Genomic DNA, 20,215 nt, shown 5'->3' with positions numbered 1-20,215 from the left:
AGGAGGGCCAAACCAGGAGCTGGGCACTTTTGGTTACTTTTGGTGCCTTTTCAAAAGTGACCCGCCGGAGAGGCGGAAAGGTGAATCGGCGCCGCCCGAGAAAATGGATCTGCTCACAATCCCAATGCCAAACCCCACGAACCCAGCGAACCCAACAAACCCACCCACCGCGATCTGCCGGGAACCGGCAGCAAACCCGGTGCATGCGGAGTGTCAGGTATAACCGGGTCGTTTGGTTTTGCTGCCGCTGCGCGCCAGATCGCGGGACAAGCCACGCTCCTACAGTTAAGAATGCAGCGCGGACGATTGATGCACGCATCAAAGAAAGCGATGAGCGTTAGCTCCAGCCCGAGCTGTTCATATACAGTCCAGACACCACAAATCGCGACTTGGGTGCAGGCCAAACCAGGAGCAGGGCACTTTTGGTGCCTTTTCAAAAGTGAACCGCCGGAGGGGCGGAAAGGTGAATCGGCGCCACCCGGGAAAATGGATCTGCACACCTTCCCAATGCCAAACCCCAACCAGCACCACGCGGCATGCCGTCAGATCGCGATCCTGGATTTATCGAGACACTGCTTCTGCCCGCAGCGCGTAGTGGTCGGGGTGGCGTTCCTTCATCTTGCGGGCAGACCGGTCTGGCGCAGAGATTGAGTTTCAGCAGCGGTGTGCTGACTTTCAGTGCCCGAAATCAAAGGTCTCGCAACGCTGATCGATCAATGCCCCGACCGAATCACTTTCCCGCGCCGCTCGGCAATCTGCCGGGCCTGGCCGTCGCGTTGTTTGCCGGTGCGCGCTTCGCTGATCAGCGCAGGAATCAGCGGGCCTTCCGGCAGGTTCTTCCAGAATCGCGTCGGAAGGTGACCTTGCATGACTTTGGGGTTCAGTCGTGCAGGGTTGAAGATGTGGCTGTAATAGGTCAGCCAGAGTTCGCCGTGGGGGTCGTCGGCATTGCGTGCCAGCGATTGCCACGCAGCGGGGCACTGACGCTTATGAATCAAGCGCTCGCCGTCATAGAACACGCCATCCTTGGGCGTAGCGATCATCCAGCGGTGTTTGCCCATCCGGCCGACAAAGTGCTGACTGGCGCTGTGCAGAATATCGTGGGCGGGCTCATGCCAGGCCACGTACTCGGGCAGCTTCTGCGTTTCCAGCAGTGCCGCTTTGACCTCCAGGTCTTTGCCCGCATTGCAGGGCGGCAGGGCAATGAAACGCAGGAAGGCATGAAGGTGATGCGCTTCGCGGCTCACTTGCTTGAGCCGACGGTGTACTTCGCTGCCCAGCTTGTCGCCCGCCAACATGGCTGTCCGGTCACCATGACTCACCCGCCATAACACCTCGTACAGCAGGCTCCAGCGCTGATCGCCGCAATACTGACCGGCGTTCTGCAGCAGCTCCAGCAATTCCAGCGGGACGCGGGCCTGAAACGGTCCGTTATGTGACGGATAATGATCGTCGCTGGCGAAAAGGTCGGCGTCTTCTTTCACGCTCCAGCTCACCTGATCCGGATCGATCTGATGACTCAACAGCCAGCGCGCCTGCTGTCGCCAAGTGTCGAACAGGTCGTCGCAATCGAGAACGATCATGCCCACAGTGCCATTTGCTGAGGTTGCGGACGGTCACGCAATTGCTCGCGCAAGGCAAGGCTGGTTGTGTCTGCCTGCCGGGGGTGGTAATCGCTGGTGATGAGGAATGGCCTGGCCTTCGCCAATACGCAGCGCAGGCGCGTCAGATCCTCATAGCGGATACGCCGCTGACGACGCAATTCAACCAGCCGTTTGGTAGTGCGAATGCCGATGCCGGGAATGCGTGCGATCAAGGCGGGCTCGGCGCGGTTCAGGTCGAGCGGAAAGACATCCCGGTGTTCAAGCGCCCAAGCCAGTTTCGGATCGATGTCCAGGGCCAGATGCCCAGGGCCCTCGAGCAATTCACTGGCCGTGTAACCATAACCGCGCAGCAGAAAGTCCGCCTGGTAGAGCCTGTGTTCACGTAGCAGCGGCGGAGCCGCCAGCGGCACGCTTTTCGGACTGTTGGGAATCGGACTGAAGGCCGAGTAATACACGCGCTTGAGACGGAAGTCGCCATACAGGGATTCAGCCGTATGCAGCAACGTGCTGTCGTCCGTTTCGTCGGCGCCGACGATCATCTGCGTGCTTTGCCCTGCGGGCGTGAAACGCGGCGCTTTCGGCTCGTTCAGCACGGTCTGCTGCCCGGTGTAGATGGTCTGCATCGCGTGTTTGATCGAGTCCATTTCCTTTTCCGGCGCCAGGGTTTGCAGGCCGAGTTGAGTAGGCAGTTCGATATTGACGCTAAGTCGATCGGCATAGCGGCCGGCTTCTTCGATCAGGGCAGGGTCGGCTTCGGGGATGGTCTTGAGGTGAATGTAACCCCGGAATTCGTGCTCCTCGCGCAGCAGCTTTGCCACCCGAATCAACTGCTCCATGGTGTAGTCCGCCGAGCGAATGATGCCGGAGCTCAGGAACAGGCCGCTGACGCAATTGCGACGATAGAAGTCCAGCGTCAGCGTCACCACTTCTTCCGGACTGAAACGCGCCCGAGGTACGTCGCTGGAGCGGCGATTGACGCAGTACTGGCAGTCGTAAAGGCAAAAATTGGTGAGCAGGATCTTCAGCAGCGAGACACAGCGGCCGTCGGGGGTGTAACTGTGGCAAATCCCCATGCCGTTGGTGGCACCGAGGCCGGACTTGCCTTCGGAACTGCGCTTGGGCGCAGCACTGCTTGCGCATGAAGCATCGTACTTGGCCGCGTCAGCAAGGATGCTCAGCTTGTCGATCAGCTGCATGGGAATTCTCGATACTGTTTTTATATACAGTATCGAGATGTTGGGCGATGAACAAGGCCCGATTGAATGGATAAGCGCGACGAGTTACACCCATGCGCCAGGCGCACGTCATCGGCGGTTGCCCTTCAACTGATGCGTTGCACCAGGTCTTTCAGTTCGCCGAAATTCTTCACGCGGTGAAAATTGGCGTTGTCCAGAAACTCGGAAAAGTCAGTGTCATGACCATAACCGGCAACTTGAGCACCGGCACCCAGTCCCGCCTGAACGCCCGGCACGCTGTCTTCGACCAGCAGGCATTCTTCGGGCTTCAGACCCAGCAAGTCTGCGGCATGTTCAATGAGGGTCGGGGAGGGCTTCCAGGCGTCCACTTCATAGGCGCTGACGATCAACCCATGGAAGACGTCCAGCAGGCCTACTGTGCTCAGACAGGTTTCGATCTTGCTGCGCGGGCCGTTGGACGCCACGCATTTGGGCAGCGTCAATCCCCGGACGAACTCCACCGCACCCGGCATCTCCTCGAGCCGTTCCTGCAGCAAGGGCAGGGTGCGCGCCCTGAACGTGTTGACGATTTCGATGTTGGGCAGCCAAGGGTATTCGCGACACAACCCTTCCATGCAGAGCGCGAACTGCACGCCGCGGAAGCGCGCGAGGACCTGTTCGAGGCTCAAGGAAACCTGATGTTCTTCCAGAATGTCGCGCAGAAGCCCGGCAGCGAGGCGTTCGCTGTCCACCAGGGTTCCGTCGCAGTCAAAAATGACGCCGGCAATGTTCAAACAGGATTCTCCCGAGTTGCGTGATCGTGTTTGGGGCGGTTCGACCGGCATTATCCAGAAAAGTTGAGAAAGGGATGTGAAGACTGACCTGCGGTCGCAGGCAGCGTGCCGGACGACGAAACCGTCCGGCACGCCGATGAGGCGCCGTTTAAAGCTGGACGGGGGTCACGAGGGAGCCGTCGGTGAAAAAACCGCTGGCATTGGCGAACACCAGGTCGGCCATCGCCTGCCGGGTTTCGTACGTGCCGCTGCCGATGTGCGGCGTCAGCACAACGCTGTCCAGCGACATCAGTTCGGCGGGCACATTCGGCTCGTCTTCGAACACGTCCAGGCCGGCGCCCGCAATCTCCGATTCCAGCAACGAAGCCACCAGGGCGTTTTCGTCCACTACCGAACCGCGTGCCACGTTGATCAGGTATGACGTCGGGCCCAGCGCCTTGAGCACGTCACGATTGATCAGGTGCTGGGTGTCGGGACCGCCCGGCACGATCACGATCAGGTAATCCGACGCCCTGGCCAGTGCCTGCAAGTCAGCGTAGTGAGTGTAGGGCACGTCGGAATAGGGCTGGCCGCGTCGGAAGTAGGCAATGTTCATGTCGAACGCCGCCGCTCGCCTGGCGATGGTCTTGCCGATTTTCCCCAGGCCGACGATGCCGCAGGTCTTGCCGCACAGGTCATTGCCCAGCGGAAACTTGCCCGTGGTCCATTGGCCCGCCCGCACGAAACGTTCGGCCTGGCTGATGCGTCGCGAAACGCACAGCATCAGGGCCATGGCCGTTTCGGCAACGGCGTTGTTCAGCACGTCGGGCGTGTTGCTCAGCTGGATGCCGCGACGGGCAAGGTAAGCCGTGTCGACGGCGTCGTAGCCGACACCGAAGCTGTTGACGACTTGCAGGTTCGGCAGGCGGTCCAGCAGGGCGTTGTCGGTACCGTATACGCCGCTGGTGATCACGCCCTGGATCTTTTCGCCATGCTCGGCGGCCCAGGCGTCGAGGTCCTTTATTTCCCAGCGATTGTGGACGGTGAAGTCGCGGTCCAGGTTCTGCGTCAATGCCGCATGCATCGGCCCCCAGACCAGTACGTCGGCTTTCTTGTCGCTCATGTTTCCTCCTTGCGGCGTGGCGTCGATCGGGCGAGGCCACGCCTTCTTTTTACACAGCTTTCACTTCAGCCGTTCTTGTTTAACACAGGTTGTGTTTCGGAACGCCCGGTTTTGAGCAGTTCGGCGATGGCCATGGTGACCAGAGGCGCGAACAGCGCGAAGTACGAGCTGTCGATGCCGTAAGGATTGCCCGCCAGGAACCAGCCAATGGTCGAGAACACCGACAGGATCACCCCGGCCAGGGCGCCGCGGCCGGTCCCGAATTTCGGCGCGTAGAAACACATCAGCACGATGACCGCGAGGGTTGCGCGCAGGGCTTTGCCGAGGAAAGCGATCAACAGGATCTTGTCGGCGAACAGCGCCAGAATCAGGGGCAGGAAACCAATGACGATGATGGCCATGCGAATGAAAATGACGGACTTGCGATCATTCTTTTCCTTGTTGAAGAACGGGTCGTAAAAGTCCTTCATGGCCAGCGTGGCGGAGGCGAGGGTGTTGGCTGAAATCCCGCCGAACAATGCGCCGGCCAGACCAATCACCACCAGGCTCGCCGAGAACGTCGGCATGTGCGCGATGAGTGCGGGGAAGGCGTCGATCGACTTGATGCCAGGGTAAAGGTACGCGCTGCACATGCCGATGCCCGCCGCCATCAGGCCGAAAGGAATCATCAGCGATGACACATAGAAGCAGGCGCGCTTGGCGGTTTTCTCATCCTTGGTGCTGACCAGCGCTTGAATCACATACTGAGTCGCGAAGATCGAGCCGACACCGCCGATCATCCAGGCGAAGATCTGGCCCCAGCCCACACCTGTGAAGTCGAACATGGTCGCGGGCAGTCTGGCCTGCATGGCGCCAATACCCCCGGTCGCCTTCAGGGCGAACGCCAGCGCAAGGACGATGCCGATGTACTTGATGACCGCGTGTACGAAGTTGGTGTAGACCACCGATCGCATGCCACCGACGCTGACGTAGAACACGGTGATGACCCCGACCAGTAGAATCGCCAGGGTCTTGTCGATGTTCAGCACCGCTGCCAGTACCGCGCCGCCGCTGGCATACAGCGCGACCGACACGATGCTCAAGGCGCAGATGGTCAGCACGGACGCCGCGTAGCGTGTGCCTTGACCGTAATTCTGCGCGAGGATGCCCGAGATGGTGTTAAGGCCGGTGTCACGGTATTTCTTGGCCAGCACCAATGCCAGCAGCAAGAAGCCCAACGCCAGCGCGACCAGGTTCCAGGCCGCGGAGATGCCCGCCTCGAAACCCTTTTGGGCGGTGCCGATGCTCACCGAGCTTCCGATGAATTCCGACAGTAACAGTGCGCCGATCAGGAAGGGCGGAAAGCTGCGTCCACCGCCGGTGAACCCGTCACTGCTCTTGGCGTGTTTACGCACGCTGTAGCCGATGTAGGACATGACGATGAAGTAGCCTGCGGTCAGGCAAAGGATGATTGTTATTCTTGGGTCCATGTTCTCTCCGTACCCCTCAGGGTGCGTGGTCTGGTTGGTCGAGCATGCGTATGGCGGGCCCCTGCGGCTGTTATCAGACGACAGGGTGAATTTCAGGCGCAGGCATGGCGCAGCCCTAAGCTGTTCTGATCGCTGCTATTGCGAACTTCGGACAGGACCGGAAGACGAGGAAATGATCGAGGATGCCGAGCGGGCGGCGGATACAGGGAAAGGGCGGGCGTGTGTTTTCATTTTTATTAGAGGCTCGTGATTAACGTTGGAAGGCAACTCAATACGAAATAGCGTTATACGTCATCGTACAACGTTAGGCAATCGTACCCTGCAGGTCTGCGGATCGAGTGCGGTGATGTGTGTAAGGGTGGGCGGGGTAAGGCGTCAGGCGTTTGGCTGGGGGCTCGGGCAGGCATTGTCAGCTCAATATGCGCTGTCGTCGCCGCAGGGGTTCGGTGGAGCCGGATCCGCCGTCGTGCTCATGAGTCACTTGGTTCTCTGCGTTGTCCAATCCGCCAACTTACCTTGAAGGAGCGGTCATGCCTGCGACCGGATTCACCCACCGCGGCTCGGTGTTTATCGCCTTGGCGCTGTTGATGTTGCTCGCCGGTTGCGGCACCCAGCGTGGCCAGACATCACCACCGCCCCCTCCGGAAAGGGTGCGCAGCGAGATCGTGCGGTTGTTGCCAGGGGGTGTCGCAGATCGCCAAGGCTGGGCAACCGATATTTATACGGCGTTTGACTCGCAACAAATTGATCCGACGGTCGAGAACCTGTGCTCTGTGATAGCGGTGACCGAGCAGGAATCGAATTTCCAGGTCGACCCCGCCGTCCCTGGCATGGGCAAAATCGCCCAGGACGAAATCGATCGTCGGGCAAGCAAAGCGCACATTCCCAATCTGCTGGTGCGCAGCGCGCTGGATATTCGGTCGCCGACCGGCAAGACCTATCGCGAACGATTAAACGCCGCCCGCACTGAAAAGGATCTCAGCGCGATTTTCGACGATTTCATCGGCATGGTGCCCCTTGGCCGAACGCTCTTCGGGAACTTCAACCCCGTGCACACGGCCGGGCCGATGCAAGTCAGTATCGAGTTCGCCGAGCGTCAGGCCCGGGATTACCCTTATCCGGTTGGGGGGTCGATTCGGCATGAGGTATTCAGTCGCCGCGGCGGCATGTACTTCGGTATCGTCCACCTGTTGGGCTACCCGGTGAGTTATGACAAGCCGATTTACCGTTTCGCCGACTTCAACGCCGGCTGGTACGCCAGTCGCAATGCCGCGTTTCAAAGCGCACTGGCGCGGGTGTCGGGCAAACGCCTGGCACTGGATGGCGACCTGATCAGTTATGGCTTCGGGCCTTCCCTAGGTCAAACCGAATTGGCCGTTCGCAGCCTGCACTCGCAACTGGGGATGCGTAATCCGACGATCCGTAGCCAGTTGGAGAAGGGTGAAACCCTCGCGTTCGAGGACACTGACCTGTACAGGCAAGTTTTCGCCCTGGCGGACAAAGCCGCGGGCAAACCACTGCCTCGCGCGATTCTGCCGGGCATCGTGCTGGAAAGCCCGAAAATCACCCGCAAGCTGACAACGGCCTGGTTTGCCCAGCGTGTTGAGGAACGGCGGGTGCGTTGCATGGCGCGGGCTTCGGGGACGCTCAGGTAGAAGGCTGCCGTCAACGATTCGACGACGCACATGACCGCTGGTCCAAATCACGGCACCCATCGATGATGCGCTTCTCGAATCTGTAATTGCCCTGCAAAAGAGGGCGTTTACCGCCGAGGTGTCTATGCCAGTCGATTCTGAATTCCCTACCAGTGTCCCGCCCGTCACGCCGACGTCTCCTGCTGAAGCCGATCTGGATCCGGACGCCATGGATGACGAAGACTTTCGCGAAGAACAGCAGCGCGAGGAAGAAAAGCAGCAGCGCCCGGTGGACTGGGATGAGCCGCCTTCTGAAGAGGTGCCGCCTGCCGATGAGCCGACACCGCTTTCCGACGACTTGCGCTAGCTCAACGCTGTCGGACTGCCGGAGCGGGTCGGAGCCCTGTCTTCGGCTGTTTTCAGCCCTGGATTTTCAAGGAGCCAAAAGCTTTGAGTCTTGACCCTGTTGTTCCCACCATCATTACCAGCAGCACCGGTGGCCTGCCCGATGCCGACACTCAGGCGGCCGATGCGCTGTTGTTCGGTTCACCCAAGGATCGCCTGGATTTCTACCGCAAGGAAATTCAGTACGAAACCGCGATTCTCTCGAACCGTACGAACGCCTATCTGTCGGCTCAGTCGTTTTTGGTGATCGCCTTTGCCTCGTCGATGGCCAATGTCAATCCGGAATGGGGCAAATTGTTCACGCTGGTGGTGCCGCCCTTTCTCACGCTGCTGGGCTTGATCAGTTCGATGCACGCCTGGCCCGGTATTCGGGCAGCGTACGAAATCATCGACCACTGGCACTTCAAGCAAAGTCAGTTGTTGCACAGCCAGCCGGCGATGGGGCTCGCCTACGACGATTCGCCATTGTTCTCCGAGCATGAATCAAGTGAGAAGGGCTATCGAAAGTCGCTTTTGTTTTCCATGCGCACGCCCTGGTTATTCAGCGTGTTCTGGTTCCTGCTCGGCGCGTTCTCGATCTATGCGCAGACCACTGACATGGCGTTTTGAGGCACCCGATTTCCATGCCGATTCTGCCAGATGTCGGGAATAATGCCGCACTACTGGATCAAAAGCGCTCCCGCTTAAATTATCTACACTCTCGACGGAACCTTTACTCAGCGGTGATGTTATCTTGACACCAACGGTGCGGCGGCGGTATTTCGTCCGCGTCATTTGAACTTAAAAAGCGCTTTGCATTTAACAAGTTAGGGCTGGCTGGCATCCCCGGGCACTTTCTGACCTGTTGTCTTGCGTCTGCACTCGCCGTTACGGCGTAAAAAAATCAGGAGCCCACCCTATGGCAGTACTGCAGCAAACCACCGTCGACGCTCTTCGCCGTTCTGAAGCCCAGTTGTCCGCTCGCTGGCTGGCGGACCTGGAAGCCAGTGGCGCTACGCGTAACCTGAAGACCGAAGACCTCGAACAGCAGGCGTCGGAGTTTTTGCGCTTGCTGGGCGGCGTGTTGGAAAAAGGTGGTTCGCACAGCATCACCGCCGCTGAGTGGGACGAAACCAGGCAATTTCTCGAGAAGCTTTCTCACCAGCGCGCGTTGGCGGGACAGGATTCACAGCAAACCGCGCATTTTATCTTCGCGCTCAAAGGCCCGCTGTTCACCCTGCTGCAACATACCTATGCCGACCAGCCCGCGCACCTTGCCGAACAGCTCTGGGAGATATCTCAGTTGCTGGACACGTTGGGCATGTACACCATCCGCACTTTTCAGAAATCGCGCGAATCAGTGATCAAGCGTCAGCAGGAAGAGCTGCTTGAGCTGTCCACGCCCGTGGTCAAGCTGTGGGAAGGCGTGCTCGCGTTGCCGATGATTGGCACCCTCGACTCCCAGCGTACGCAAGTGGTGATGGAGTCGCTGTTGCAACGTATCGTCGACACCGGCTCGGAAATCGCCATTATTGACATCACAGGCGTGCCGACCGTCGACACCCTGGTCGCCCAGCACCTGCTCAAGACCGTCACCGCCATCCGTCTGATGGGGGCGGACTGCATCATCAGCGGCGTGCGTCCGCAGATCGCGCAGACCATCGTTCACCTCGGGCTGGACCTGCAGGGCGTCGTGACCAAAGCCAACCTGGCAGACGCGCTGGCGCTGGCATTGCGTCGCCTGGGGCTGACGGTCACCAAGGCTGCGGTATAAGGCCATGGAGCGGATTCCTATCCTGCAAATGGGCGACTTTTTGCTCGTCACCATTCAAGTCGACATGCATGACCAACTGGCACTGACGCTGCAGGATGACCTGTCGGAGCGCATCAGCAAAACCTCGGCACGGGGCGTACTGATCGATATATCGGCACTGGACATGGTCGACTCGTTCATCGGCCGCATGATCGGCATGATTTCCGGGCTGTCGCGCATCATGGACGCCGAGACCGTGCTGGTCGGCATGCAGCCGGCCGTGGCGATTACCTTGGTGGAGCTGGGCATGACGCTGCCGGGCGTCAGCACCGCACTGAATGTCGAGCGTGGCATGACGCTGTTGCGCGAGCGAGCCTATTCCCAATGAACGTGCGCAGCAGCGGCACTCAAGCCATTCGTATCGAGCAGGATGTGGTGCTGGCACGGCAGCTGGCGCGCAAATTGTCGCAGGAATGCGGCATGCGTCTGATCGACCTGACCAAGCTGGTGACGGCGGTCAGCGAGTTGGCGCGTAACACCATGACCTACGGCCGTGGCGGCGACATGGACTGGCAGATCGTCGAGGATGGGGCGCGCACCGGATTACGCCTGACGTTTCGCGACGAAGGCCCCGGCATTCCCGACCTCAAGCTGGCGATGACTGACGGCTGGACGTCGGGTGGCGGTTTGGGCCTGGGCCTCACCGGGGCCAAGCGACTGGTCGACGATTTCGAACTGGACACGGCGCCAGGGGCAGGCACTCGGGTAACGATTTGCAAATGGACTTGAGACTGCATAGCAGCCTGACGCAGGTGCTGCCGATCGAGGACCGCAGCCAGGTAGGACACGCCCGACGGATCGCGCAGAAACTCGCCGAGCAGTCGGGGTTCGACGCCACGGACGCCGGACGCGTGGCCCTGGTGGTCACCGAACTTGCCAGCAATATCCTCAAGCATGCCGGCAATGGTGAGCTGCATCTGCGTGTGCTGCCGGGAATGACGTTGGGTATCGAGGTCATCGCCATTGATCGCGGAAAAGGTTTCGATCTTCAGGACTGCATGGCCGACGGATTTTCCACGCGCGGCACGCAAGGGATTGGCCTGGGTTCGATGCTGCGCCAGGCACAGGTGTTCGATGTGCACACCGACGCCCGGGGCACTGTGTTGCTGACACGTTTTTATCCCCGCGCATCTGCGGTCAATGACCTGCGCATGGGGGTGACCCAACATTCACTGCACGACGATCCGGCTTGTGGAGACGTGTGGGAGCTGGCATTCAAAGGTTCGTCCGTGAGCATCCTGATGATTGACGGGCTAGGGCATGGCCTGGAGGCCGAGGACGCAGCGAAGGCGGGCGCCACGGCGTTCAATCGCGAACCCTTCGCCGACCCGGGAGTATTGCTGGAGGAAATCCACCATGACATGCGCGGAACCCGCGGCGGCGCAGTCGCGGTGGCGCAATTCAATGGTGAGCAGGACCGGTTGCGCTTTATCGGCATCGGCAACATTGGCGCGACGCTGATCGGCGAGGACAAACCCCGTGGCCTGGCGTCGCACCCGGGGATCGTCGGCCTGCAGTACCGGAAAATCCCGGTCGTGGACTACGCTGAGTGCACCGGCAAGCTGTTGGTCATGTACAGCGACGGCTTGCAATCGCGTTGGAATCTTCGCGACTACCCAGGTCTGATGTACCGACACCCGGCGATCATCGCAGCCGTACTGCATCGAGATTTTTGCCGGGGCAGGGATGATGTAACGGTACTGGTGATTGCTCTGGAGAAGCTTGATGACTGACCACGCTGTCCACGGTGCCCCAGAGGCGTCAGCGGAGCTGTTGCTACTGCGAGAGGAGTCGGCCGCGCTGCGCGCCGAGCTTGATGAAACCAATCAGGGTGTACTGGCGCTCTACGCCGAACTCGACATGCAGGCAGAACAACTGCGCCAGGCATCGGATCTGAAAAGCCGCTTTCTCTCGTACATGAGCCATGAGTTTCGCACGCCGCTGGGCTCCATTCTGAGTATCGCCAGCCTGCTGACGGATGAACTGGACGGCCCCCTCAGTCCTGAGCAGCACAAGCAGGTCGCGTTCGTCCGAACCGCCGCGCGGGAGCTCAGCGACATGGTCGATGACCTGCTTGATCTGGCGAAGATCGAGGCGGGGCGCATCAGCATCTCGGCCGCGTGGTTCGACATGTTCGACCTGTTTTCAGCCTTGCGCGGCATGTTTCGACCGATTGTCGACACCTCGGCGGTGGACCTGATTTTCGAGGAGCCGGTGGGGTTGCCCCGGCTTTATACCGATGACAAAAAGCTCGCGCAGATCCTGCGCAATTTCATTTCCAACTCTCTGAAATTCACGCAGCGCGGCGAGGTCCGCATCTCGGCCCGGCTGGAAGGTGACAACGAAGTGCGTTTTGCCGTGACGGACACCGGGATCGGTATCCCTGCCGAGCTGCACGGTGCGCTGTTCGAGGACTTTGCGCAGGTCGACTCGCCGTTGCAGAAACGCCTGCGGGGTACGGGGTTGGGGCTGTCGCTGTGTAAACGATTCGCCGAGCTGCTGGGTGGCCGGGTTGGCATGGAAAGCCAGCCTGGCGTCGGTTCGACGTTCTTTGTGGTCATCCCGCTGGCGTTGGCGCAGGAGCACGTTGATGAAAGCTGAGACCCGCTTGCTGATCGTCGACGACAACACCGCGACGCGCTATGCGTTGCGTCGGCGAATGGAGCGCCATGGGTTCACGGTGCTGGAAGCGGGAACCGGTACGGAAGGACTGGACCTGATCGCCGAGCAGATTCCCGATGCCTTGATCCTCGACGTCAATCTGCCGGACATGAGTGGTTTCGATATCGTCCGTCAGTTGCGCGCCGAGCCGCGTACGGCGTTGTTGCCGGTGGTGCATGTGTCGGCGGCGTCGATTCAGACGGGCGACATCGTCACGGGCCTGGAAGCCGGTGCCGATGCCTACCTCGTGCATCCGGTGGACGCCGATGTGTTACTGGCGACCCTTCGAACGCTGCTACGTGTACGCGATACCGAATTCGCCCTGCGCGACAGCGAGAACCGTTTCCGCGAAATCTTCGTCAATGTCTCGGCACCGATCGCGGTCATGGACGCGGACCTGAAAGTCCATGAGTGCAACCATGCCTTTGCCCGTCTGATCGCGCAGAGTTTCAACGAAAGTTCCGTGCTGCCGTGTTTTGCCCAGGAGCAGGACTCCGCCATCGCTGGCCTGCGAGAGGCGCTCGTTTCCGGGGAGCGGTGGAAAGGCACGCTGAGCATGCTGGTCAAAGGCGACGTGCGGGAAACCGAATGGCAGGTCTCGCCGTATCGTGCGACAGGATTGAGTCTGGTGTTCATCGAGGACGTCACCGAGCATCGACGCCGCGAACAATCCCATCTGCAGCAACTGGACACCATCAACAACCAGTTGGCGCACGAGGTTGCGGAGCGTGCCAGAACGGAACAACAGTTGCTGCAGGCACAGAAAATGGATGCGCTTGGCAAGCTCACGGGCGGCATTGCGCACGATTTCAACAACCTGTTGACCGGTATCGTCACGGGCCTTGAACTGATCAAGAAACGTACCGAAGACGCGCGGCCCGAGAAGGTCCTGGCCTACGCCGATGCCGCGCTGGCCTCGGCCAGGAGCGCGGCGACGCTGACCCATCGGTTGCTGGCATTCGCGCGGCAGCAGCCGCTGGATACACGCCCCATCGACGTCAATCAGAACGTGCGCTCTCTGGAAGACCTGATCAGCCGAACGGTGGGTAAACGCATCGGACTGACGCTTGAGCTCACCTCGCGCAACGCGGTAGCGATGGTCGATTCCGGGCAACTGGAGAGCTCGGTGTTGAACCTGGTCATCAATGCGCGTGATGCGCTGCCCGACGGCGGCAACATCTGGATCAGCACGTACGAGGCTTATTCTCAGGGGAACGCTCGCCTGGAGGACGGCCCGTATGTTGCGTTGACGGTACGTGACGACGGGGTTGGCATCGAACATCACCTGATCGACAAAGTGTTCGACCCGTTCTTTACCACCAAGCCAATCGGTGAGGGCACCGGACTCGGTCTCTCCACCATTTACGGCTTTGCCCGCCAGACCGGCGGTGACGTGCACATCCGCAGTGTTGTGGGGCACGGTACGGAAGTCACGCTGATGTTGCCGGCAGCCGTCGATCAGACGGTCGCGCCGCAGCGTTTGCCGGAGAGTGTCGAACTTGGGGCGGGCGAGCATGTCCTTATTGTCGAGGACACGGCGTCGGTCCGCATGTTCGTCAATGAAATCCTGACCGACGCTGGTTACCGCTGCACGCAGGCCAGCGATGTGTTGACCGCGCTGTCGATCGTGGAGCATGACGCGTCCATCGATCTGCTGCTGACGGACGTTGGCATGCCGATGATGAACGGCCGGGAGCTGGCGCAACGCGTGCGCGTCTGGCGACCGGCGGTGCCGGTGTTATTCATGACCGGCTACGCGGAAAACGCGCTTAACCGGCAACATTTTCTGGGGGAAGGCATGGACATGATCACCAAGCCGTTCCAGATGGTCGAATTTCTCGACAAGGTCAGGAAGATGCTGGACGGCTGACACGCACACCGCAAATCCAGCGCAAGGCGTACATATGGACGTGTAACTTTTGTTAATCTGCACGCCAATTCATTCGGTGCCGTCCATCGGGCACACACCTTCGGCGATTGTTTGCGAGACTCGCCAGAAGGTGAAGGAGATTTAGTTTTGACCCTCAGCCAGGAACTTCACCAGAGCGCGATCGACAACTGCGCCCGTGAACCGATCAAGATTCCAGGCAGTATCCAGCCTCAAGGTTTTTTGCTGGTAATCGATGAGACGACGATGACGATCCGTCAGGTCAGCGCCAACGTCAGCCATTGGCTGGGCCTGGAGCCGCAGACGCTCATCGATTCTCCGCTGACTCACGTGTTCGATGATTGCCAGCATTTGCTGGCCCGGTTGGCCGCGTTGCCAGAGGACGACCAGAACCCTTTCCACGTGGGCGATGTGCGTTTTGTTAGCGGCAGCCGGGCAGGCCTGCCAACGGCGATGATGGTCCACCGCCACGATCAGGTCTTGATTGCAGAGTTCGAGCCCTCCAGTGACATGACGTCCGCCTATGGCAACGTCTACCCGTTGATGCGTACGTTCATCAGCCAGATGGAGGAGTCCGAAAGTATCGATGCGCTGTGTCAGCGGTCGGTGGCGGAAGTCAAACGTATCACCGGTTTTGGTCGGGTCAAGTCGTACCGCTTCGACGCCGACGGCAACGGGTTGGTCAATGCCGAGATTGCCGATGCGGGCTATCCGAATTATCTGGGGCTCAGTTTTCCGGCCTCCGACATTCCCGCACAGGCGAGGGCGCTGTATCTGACGAACCGCATTCGTGTCATCGAGGACGCGAACTATCGACCTTCGCCTTTGGTCCCGGTCGATAACCCGGTTACCGGCGCGCCGCTGGACTTGAGCTTCGCGACGTTGCGCAGCGTGTCTCCCGTGCATTTGCAATACATGCGCAACATGCAGACCCTCGCCTCGATGTCGATTTCCATCGTCGTGCGCGGTCAGTTGTGGGGATTGATTTCCTGCCACCACGAGACGCCTCGCTCCGTGAGTTTCCAGACTCGCACCGCCTGTGAGTTGCTGGGCAGCGTGTTGTCGCTGCAGATCGAAGCCAAGGAGGCGCAGGCCCGAACCCAGCGCATGCTCAGCTTGCGTCGGCAGATCGTGCAGATGCTCGCCGCGATGGCGGATCTGGACAGCGTCATCGGCGGCCTGCGCTCGATGCCTGACGTGCTGCTGGCGTTCGTCGAGGCCACCGGCGCCGCGGTGATTTCCGAGTCGACGCTGGATGTGTATGGCGAAACCCCGGATCGCGAGCAGATTCAGGCGCTGACCCGATGGCTGAGCCAGCGAGACCATCACGAAGTGTTTCAGTCCGATAACGTGGGCCGCGACATTCCCGAGTTACCCCAACTGAGCCAGTCGGTCAGCGGCGTGCTGGCCATGGCCATTTCCGAGCTGCATTCCAACTACATCATCTGGTTCCGCCCCGAACAGACCCGCGTGGTGAACTGGGCGGGAAAACCGGAAAAAACCATCAGCGACAGCGGGTCGCTCAGCCCGCGTCACAGCTTTGCATTGTGGCAGGAAACCGTCCGCGGATTTTCCCGGCCGTGGGACGATCTCGACACCGAAGGCGTGGTGGAATTGCGCGCAGCGGTGCTGGGCATCGTGCTGCGCAAGGCAGAGGAAATGGCCGCCCTGGCCGAGGAACTGAAGAAGTCCAACAAGGAACTCGAAGCCTTTTCCTACAGCGTGTCCCATGACCTGCGAGCGCCATTGCGGCACATCGCCGGTTACGCCGAACTGCTGGGGGATATCGAGGGCAGCAAGTTGTCCGAGCGGGGCATGCGCTTCCTGGAAAACATTGGCGAGTCGGCGCGTTTCGCCGGCACGTTGGTGGACAACCTCCTGAGCTTCTCGCAGATGGGCCGCTCGGCCATGCGTCACTCGCAGGTCGATCTGAACGCCATGGTCGACGCCATTCGCAAGGAAATGCAGCCCGACTATGAAGGCCGTGATCTGCGCTGGTCGATTCCCGAACCCTTGCCGGTGGTGATTGCCGATGCGGCATTTCTGCATCTGGCCATGCGCAACCTGTTGTCCAACGCCATCAAGTACACCCGAACCCAGGCCGCTGCCGTGATAGAAATCGGCAGTTATGAGGAAGATGGCAGGGTGGTGGTGTATATCCGCGACAATGGTGTGGGCTTTGATATGGACTATGCCGGCAAGCTGTTTGGCGTATTCCAGCGCCTGCATCGCATGGAAGAGTTCGAAGGCACCGGCATCGGGCTTGCCAGCGTGCGTCGCATCATCGAACGGCACGACGGTTCGGTTTGGGCGAACAGCCAGTTGGGGCAGGGAGCCACTTTTTACTTTGCGCTGCCCAAGCGCAGTCTTGCCGTAACCCTTTGAGTGTCCGAGGAGACGCCCAATGTTAAAACCTATTCTGCTGGTGGAAGACAATCCCAACGATCTTGAGCTGACCCTCGTCGCGCTTGAACGCAGCCAGTTGGCCAACGAAGTGATCGTGTTGCGAGACGGCGCCGAGGCGCTGGATTATCTCTTCCGTCGAAATCAGCACCATGACCGCGTGGCGGGAAACCCGGCGGTGCTGTTGCTGGACTTGAAGCTGCCCAAACTCGATGGCCTGGAAGTCCTCAAGGCGATTCGCGAAAGTGATGATCTGCGCAGCATTCCCGTGGTGATGCTGACATCCTCGCGTGAAGAGCCCGACCTGCATCGAGCCTATTCTTTGGGAGTGAACGCTTACGTCGTCAAGCCTGTCGAATTCAAGGAGTTCGTCTCGGCAATCTCCGATCTCGGGGTTTTCTGGGCCGTTCTCAACGAACCGCCGCCGGGCTCCCTGCGATTGGCACGCCGCCCGGGTAATTGATTCAAGCGCCTGTCCTGCCATGAGAGGGTGGCGCAGGCCTTCCTGAAATGAACGACGACTATTCATGCCGCTATCGCTGCTCAAATTGCTTCTGGTTGAAGACAGTCCGCATGATGCCGAACTGACGCTGCTCACGCTGGAAAACAGTGGGCTTAAAATCGACGCCACTCTGGTCTACAACCACCAGGATGTGGAACGAGAACTGCGTGCGCGGCATTTTGATCTGATTCTCAGTGACTACCTCCTCCCTGGGTCTTCTGGCGCAGAGGTGCTCAATTGTGCATTGCGTCTGGCCCCGCAGATCCCGTTCATTTTCCTTTCCGGGATTTTTGGCGAACAGCATGCCGTCGAGATGATGCGCATGGGCGCCATCGATTATGTCCTCAAGCAAAACCTTAAAATGCTCCCCAAAGCCGTCGTCCGTGCGGTGTCCGAGGTGCGCGAGCGAGAAAAACGCCGCCGCGCCGAAGCGACGCTGCAAGATGCCGAGGTACGAGCGCATCTGGCCATCGAGGCCGCCGACATGGGCGTCTGGACCTACGATCCGGCGACCGACACGCTGTTATGGGATGAGCGCTGCAAGACGCTGTACGGATTACCCCCCGATGCGCAGGTCAGCATGGCGTTCATGTTTGCCCGGTGCCATCCCGATGACCGCGATCTGTTGCAGAGCAAGGTCGCCGCGGCACTCTCGGCGGACACGGGCTTTCAGATCGAACACCGGCTGCAGGTGGAGGGCGATGGCGAACGCTGGGTGTTTTCCAACGGCCGTTCGTTGTTCGAAGGCGACAAGTGCGTGCGCTTCACCGGGGTGATGCAGGACATCAGCGAGCGCAAGCAGGCTACTCAGGCCTTGCATCAGCTCAACGAGATTCTGGGCGAGCGGGTGGTGCAACGTACCCGCGAGCGTGACCGGACCTGGGAGCTTTCTCGCGAGTTGCTGGGGGTGTTCAGCTTCGACCTCACTCCCATTGCGCTTAACCCGGCCTGGGAAGCGACGCTAGGCTGGACGCGCTCGGACTTCAAGGAACACAGCCTGGGCGAATTGATCCATCTGGAAGATCTGGATGCCACGCTGCGCGAGACCGCCAGTGTCGCCAAAGGCAACGTTACCACGCGTTTCGTCAATCGCATGCGGCACGCCGAAGGCGGCTATCGCTGGCTGTCCTGGACGATCGTACCGGACGAAGGTTTGATGTATGCCGCCGTACGCGATATCACCAGTGAGCGTGCCGTGGTTGATGAATTGGCGGCCACCAACAAGCGCTTGCGTGACCAGATCCGCGAGCGTGAACGGGTGGAGGCGGCGCTGCAGCAGATGCAACGGCTGGAGGTGGTCGGACAGCTTACGGCAGGGGTGGCTCACGACTTCAATAACTTGCTGACGGTGATTCTTACCAGCGCCAACTTCCTGAGCCGAGACCTGGAAAAAGGCGTATTCACCAAATCGCCGCAGCGGTTGCAGAACATCCGCGAAGCCGGCGAGCGTGGTGCCAAGCTGACCAGTCAGTTGCTCTCGTTCTCACGCCGGCAGCGGCTGGAACCGGTCGCGCTGAACCTCAATGACACCATAGGCGGGATGCGCGAACTGTTGGGCCGCGCGCTGGGTGGCAGCGTCTGGGTCGAGACGGACCTGGCCGAGGACCTGTGGAGCGCGTTGGTTGACCCGACGCAGACCGAAATGATCATCCTCAATCTGGCGATCAACGCCCGTGATGCCATGGCCCAGGGCGGACAACTTCACCTGAGGACCCACAACGAGATCGTCTACCGCCTGCCGCAACGGTCCGAAGACCCGGATCCCGGCGCTTACGTGGTGCTGTCGGTCACCGACACCGGTTGCGGCATGAGCGAAGAGGTCCTGGCCAAGGCGTTCGAGCCGTTTTTCACCACCAAGGCGGTGGGCAAGGGGTCGGGCCTGGGGTTGGCGCAGGTTTTCGGTTTTGCCAAGCAGTCCGGTGGCGGCGTCAGTATCGAGACCGCCGAAAATGCAGGCACGACCATCAAGGTGTACCTGCCCAGCATCGCCCGGACGCCGACACCTGCGGTCAGTCACGCCGATGTGCCCGGCCACGCAGACGCCGACGATCTGCACCGCACTATTCTGTTGGTAGACGACGACCCGGATGTGCGTGCGGTGACCTCCATGATGCTCAGCTCGTTTGGCTACTCGGTGGTCGAGGCTGAGAACGGCGATGATGCTTTGAAGAAAATCGATTGCAACATCGAACTGGTGCTCACCGACTTCGCCATGCCCAACATGACCGGGGCCGAGTTAGCGGAAATCGTCCGCCGCGATCATCCGGGACTGCCGGTCATGTTCATCACCGGCTTTGCGGACATCGACATCCTCGACGTCGATCAACAGCTGATCGTGCAGAAGCCCTACAAGGAAGAAGAACTGGCGAGGAAGCTGGCGCACGTGTTGATGAAATGCGGAGCAGGGGTCGTGTCCTAGTCCGGTCACAGTGGGCTCCCAGGCTAGCCCTGATGCCCGTCGCGAAGCCTGGGTGAGCGCAACTCCTGTGGGAGACGTCCGAGGTTACGAGGGTATGGGCTGCAATTCGGACGAATGTGGTGTGTCAGTCACTGTTGATGGTGCTGGTCCACCGCATTCGCCAGCAAGCCGGCTTGTATGGTGCGAATTTCCACTATTTGGGGTGACGCTGACGGCGTGGTTTGTCCTAACGGCCAAACTGTTCCGCCTTCGGCGGGTTACTTGAAAAGACCCCAAGTAACCAAGGGTCTAGCTCCTGGCTTGGCCCTCCTGCGTCGGGTACCCGCACTCCGACGACGCTCCGTGGGCCCGCGCCGAACGGACATCC

General features: G+C 60.1%; 17 protein-coding genes. 12 read left to right on the top strand and 5 right to left on the bottom strand.

Annotated features, from left to right (window positions below):
• Positions 1–713: 713 nt before the first annotated feature.
• The 5 genes from BMY73_RS26715 to BMY73_RS26695 form a co-directional block, all read right to left on the bottom strand.
• The gene (locus BMY73_RS26715; RefSeq protein WP_092410883.1) at positions 714–1,583 is read right to left on the bottom strand and encodes a TIGR03915 family putative DNA repair protein; all 870 of its coding nucleotides are present in this window, start codon (positions 1,581–1,583) and stop codon (positions 714–716) included.
• Positions 1,580–2,800 carry a putative DNA modification/repair radical SAM protein gene (locus BMY73_RS26710; RefSeq protein ID WP_092410881.1) on the bottom strand — a complete coding sequence of 407 codons (1,221 nt, stop codon included), beginning with the start codon at positions 2,798–2,800 and terminating at the stop codon, positions 1,580–1,582. Before BMY73_RS26710 ends, BMY73_RS26715 begins: the two co-directional genes overlap by 4 nt.
• Before the next feature lie 125 nt (positions 2,801–2,925).
• Complete coding sequence (locus tag BMY73_RS26705) at positions 2,926–3,573, bottom strand: HAD family hydrolase (protein ID WP_092410879.1); 648 nt, start codon at positions 3,571–3,573, stop codon at positions 2,926–2,928.
• A gap of 148 nt (positions 3,574–3,721) precedes the next feature.
• Complete coding sequence (locus BMY73_RS26700) at positions 3,722–4,675, bottom strand: 2-hydroxyacid dehydrogenase (protein WP_062381934.1); 954 nt, start codon at positions 4,673–4,675, stop codon at positions 3,722–3,724.
• Between the two features lie 65 nt (positions 4,676–4,740).
• On the bottom strand, positions 4,741–6,144 hold the full coding sequence (locus BMY73_RS26695) for a sodium:solute symporter family protein (protein ID WP_092410877.1): 1,404 nt from the start codon (positions 6,142–6,144) through the stop codon (positions 4,741–4,743).
• A gap of 530 nt (positions 6,145–6,674) precedes the next feature.
• On the opposite strand from BMY73_RS26695, the gene BMY73_RS26690 reads away from it, so the two are divergent.
• From BMY73_RS26690 to BMY73_RS26635, 12 genes are all read left to right on the top strand, one after another.
• Entirely contained in the window at positions 6,675–7,799 is a 1,125-nt protein-coding gene (locus BMY73_RS26690; RefSeq protein WP_092410875.1) for a DUF1615 domain-containing protein, read from the top strand.
• A 124-nt stretch (positions 7,800–7,923) separates the two neighbouring features.
• A complete protein-coding gene (locus BMY73_RS26685) occupies positions 7,924–8,145 on the top strand; it encodes a hypothetical protein (protein WP_092410873.1) in 222 nt (73 codons plus the stop codon).
• Between the two features lie 110 nt (positions 8,146–8,255).
• Positions 8,256–8,792: a hypothetical protein gene (locus BMY73_RS26680; RefSeq protein ID WP_062382060.1), complete on the top strand. Its 537-nt coding sequence runs from the start codon at positions 8,256–8,258 to the stop codon at positions 8,790–8,792.
• Between the two features lie 289 nt (positions 8,793–9,081).
• Positions 9,082–9,936, top strand: coding sequence for an STAS domain-containing protein (locus BMY73_RS26675; protein ID WP_062381931.1), 855 nt, complete (start codon positions 9,082–9,084; stop codon positions 9,934–9,936).
• A gap of 4 nt (positions 9,937–9,940) precedes the next feature.
• Positions 9,941–10,303, top strand: a complete 363-nt coding sequence (locus BMY73_RS26670) for an STAS domain-containing protein (protein ID WP_062381930.1) — start codon at positions 9,941–9,943, stop codon at positions 10,301–10,303.
• Complete coding sequence (locus tag BMY73_RS26665; protein WP_062381929.1) at positions 10,300–10,704, top strand: anti-sigma regulatory factor; 405 nt, start codon at positions 10,300–10,302, stop codon at positions 10,702–10,704. The genes BMY73_RS26670 and BMY73_RS26665 overlap by 4 nt, the downstream gene beginning before the upstream one ends.
• Positions 10,695–11,708 carry an ATP-binding protein gene (locus BMY73_RS26660; protein ID WP_175500251.1) on the top strand — a complete coding sequence of 338 codons (1,014 nt, stop codon included), beginning with the start codon at positions 10,695–10,697 and terminating at the stop codon, positions 11,706–11,708. The genes BMY73_RS26665 and BMY73_RS26660 overlap by 10 nt, the downstream gene beginning before the upstream one ends.
• Positions 11,701–12,576, top strand: a complete 876-nt coding sequence (locus BMY73_RS26655; RefSeq protein WP_062381928.1) for a sensor histidine kinase — start codon at positions 11,701–11,703, stop codon at positions 12,574–12,576. Before BMY73_RS26660 ends, BMY73_RS26655 begins: the two co-directional genes overlap by 8 nt.
• Positions 12,566–14,506: a response regulator gene (locus BMY73_RS26650; RefSeq protein WP_062381927.1), complete on the top strand. Its 1,941-nt coding sequence runs from the start codon at positions 12,566–12,568 to the stop codon at positions 14,504–14,506. Before BMY73_RS26655 ends, BMY73_RS26650 begins: the two co-directional genes overlap by 11 nt.
• 147 nt (positions 14,507–14,653) lie before the next feature.
• Positions 14,654–16,909 (top strand): ATP-binding protein, encoded by a 2,256-nt coding sequence (locus tag BMY73_RS26645; RefSeq protein WP_256571409.1) that lies wholly within the window; start codon positions 14,654–14,656, stop codon positions 16,907–16,909.
• Between the two features lie 19 nt (positions 16,910–16,928).
• Entirely contained in the window at positions 16,929–17,390 is a 462-nt protein-coding gene (locus BMY73_RS26640; RefSeq protein WP_062381925.1) for a response regulator, read from the top strand.
• A 64-nt stretch (positions 17,391–17,454) separates the two neighbouring features.
• Positions 17,455–19,848 carry a hybrid sensor histidine kinase/response regulator gene (locus BMY73_RS26635; RefSeq protein ID WP_092410869.1) on the top strand — a complete coding sequence of 798 codons (2,394 nt, stop codon included), beginning with the start codon at positions 17,455–17,457 and terminating at the stop codon, positions 19,846–19,848.
• The last annotated feature ends 367 nt before the right edge of the window (positions 19,849–20,215 follow it).

Origin of the sequence: Pseudomonas sp. NFACC02, from assembly GCF_900110765.1 — a bacterium.
GTDB lineage: Bacteria > Pseudomonadota > Gammaproteobacteria > Pseudomonadales > Pseudomonadaceae > Aquipseudomonas.
The sequence above is the reverse complement of the archived record's forward strand: the minus strand, read 5'-3'. Positions and strand labels throughout refer to the sequence as shown.

Bases quoted from the DNA above. Each gene is read 5' to 3' on its own strand.
- BMY73_RS26695 (WP_092410877.1), bottom strand. From the start codon at position 6,144: ATGGACCCAAGAATAACAATCATCCTTTGCCTGACCGCAGGCTACTTC.
- BMY73_RS26700 (WP_062381934.1), bottom strand. From the start codon at position 4,675: ATGAGCGACAAGAAAGCCGACGTACTGGTCTGGGGGCCGATGCATGCG.
- BMY73_RS26715 (WP_092410883.1), bottom strand. From the start codon at position 1,583: ATGATCGTTCTCGATTGCGACGACCTGTTCGACACTTGGCGACAGCAG.
- BMY73_RS26660 (WP_175500251.1), top strand. From the start codon at position 10,695: ATGGACTTGAGACTGCATAGCAGCCTGACGCAGGTGCTGCCGATCGAG.
- BMY73_RS26640 (WP_062381925.1), top strand. From the start codon at position 16,929: ATGTTAAAACCTATTCTGCTGGTGGAAGACAATCCCAACGATCTTGAG.
- BMY73_RS26635 (WP_092410869.1), top strand. From the start codon at position 17,455: ATGCCGCTATCGCTGCTCAAATTGCTTCTGGTTGAAGACAGTCCGCAT.
- BMY73_RS26665 (WP_062381929.1), top strand. From the start codon at position 10,300: ATGAACGTGCGCAGCAGCGGCACTCAAGCCATTCGTATCGAGCAGGAT.
- BMY73_RS26675 (WP_062381931.1), top strand. From the start codon at position 9,082: ATGGCAGTACTGCAGCAAACCACCGTCGACGCTCTTCGCCGTTCTGAA.
- BMY73_RS26650 (WP_062381927.1), top strand. From the start codon at position 12,566: ATGAAAGCTGAGACCCGCTTGCTGATCGTCGACGACAACACCGCGACG.
- BMY73_RS26670 (WP_062381930.1), top strand. From the start codon at position 9,941: ATGGAGCGGATTCCTATCCTGCAAATGGGCGACTTTTTGCTCGTCACC.
- BMY73_RS26690 (WP_092410875.1), top strand. From the start codon at position 6,675: ATGCCTGCGACCGGATTCACCCACCGCGGCTCGGTGTTTATCGCCTTG.
- BMY73_RS26710 (WP_092410881.1), bottom strand. From the start codon at position 2,800: ATGCAGCTGATCGACAAGCTGAGCATCCTTGCTGACGCGGCCAAGTAC.
- BMY73_RS26655 (WP_062381928.1), top strand. From the start codon at position 11,701: ATGACTGACCACGCTGTCCACGGTGCCCCAGAGGCGTCAGCGGAGCTG.
- BMY73_RS26685 (WP_092410873.1), top strand. From the start codon at position 7,924: ATGCCAGTCGATTCTGAATTCCCTACCAGTGTCCCGCCCGTCACGCCG.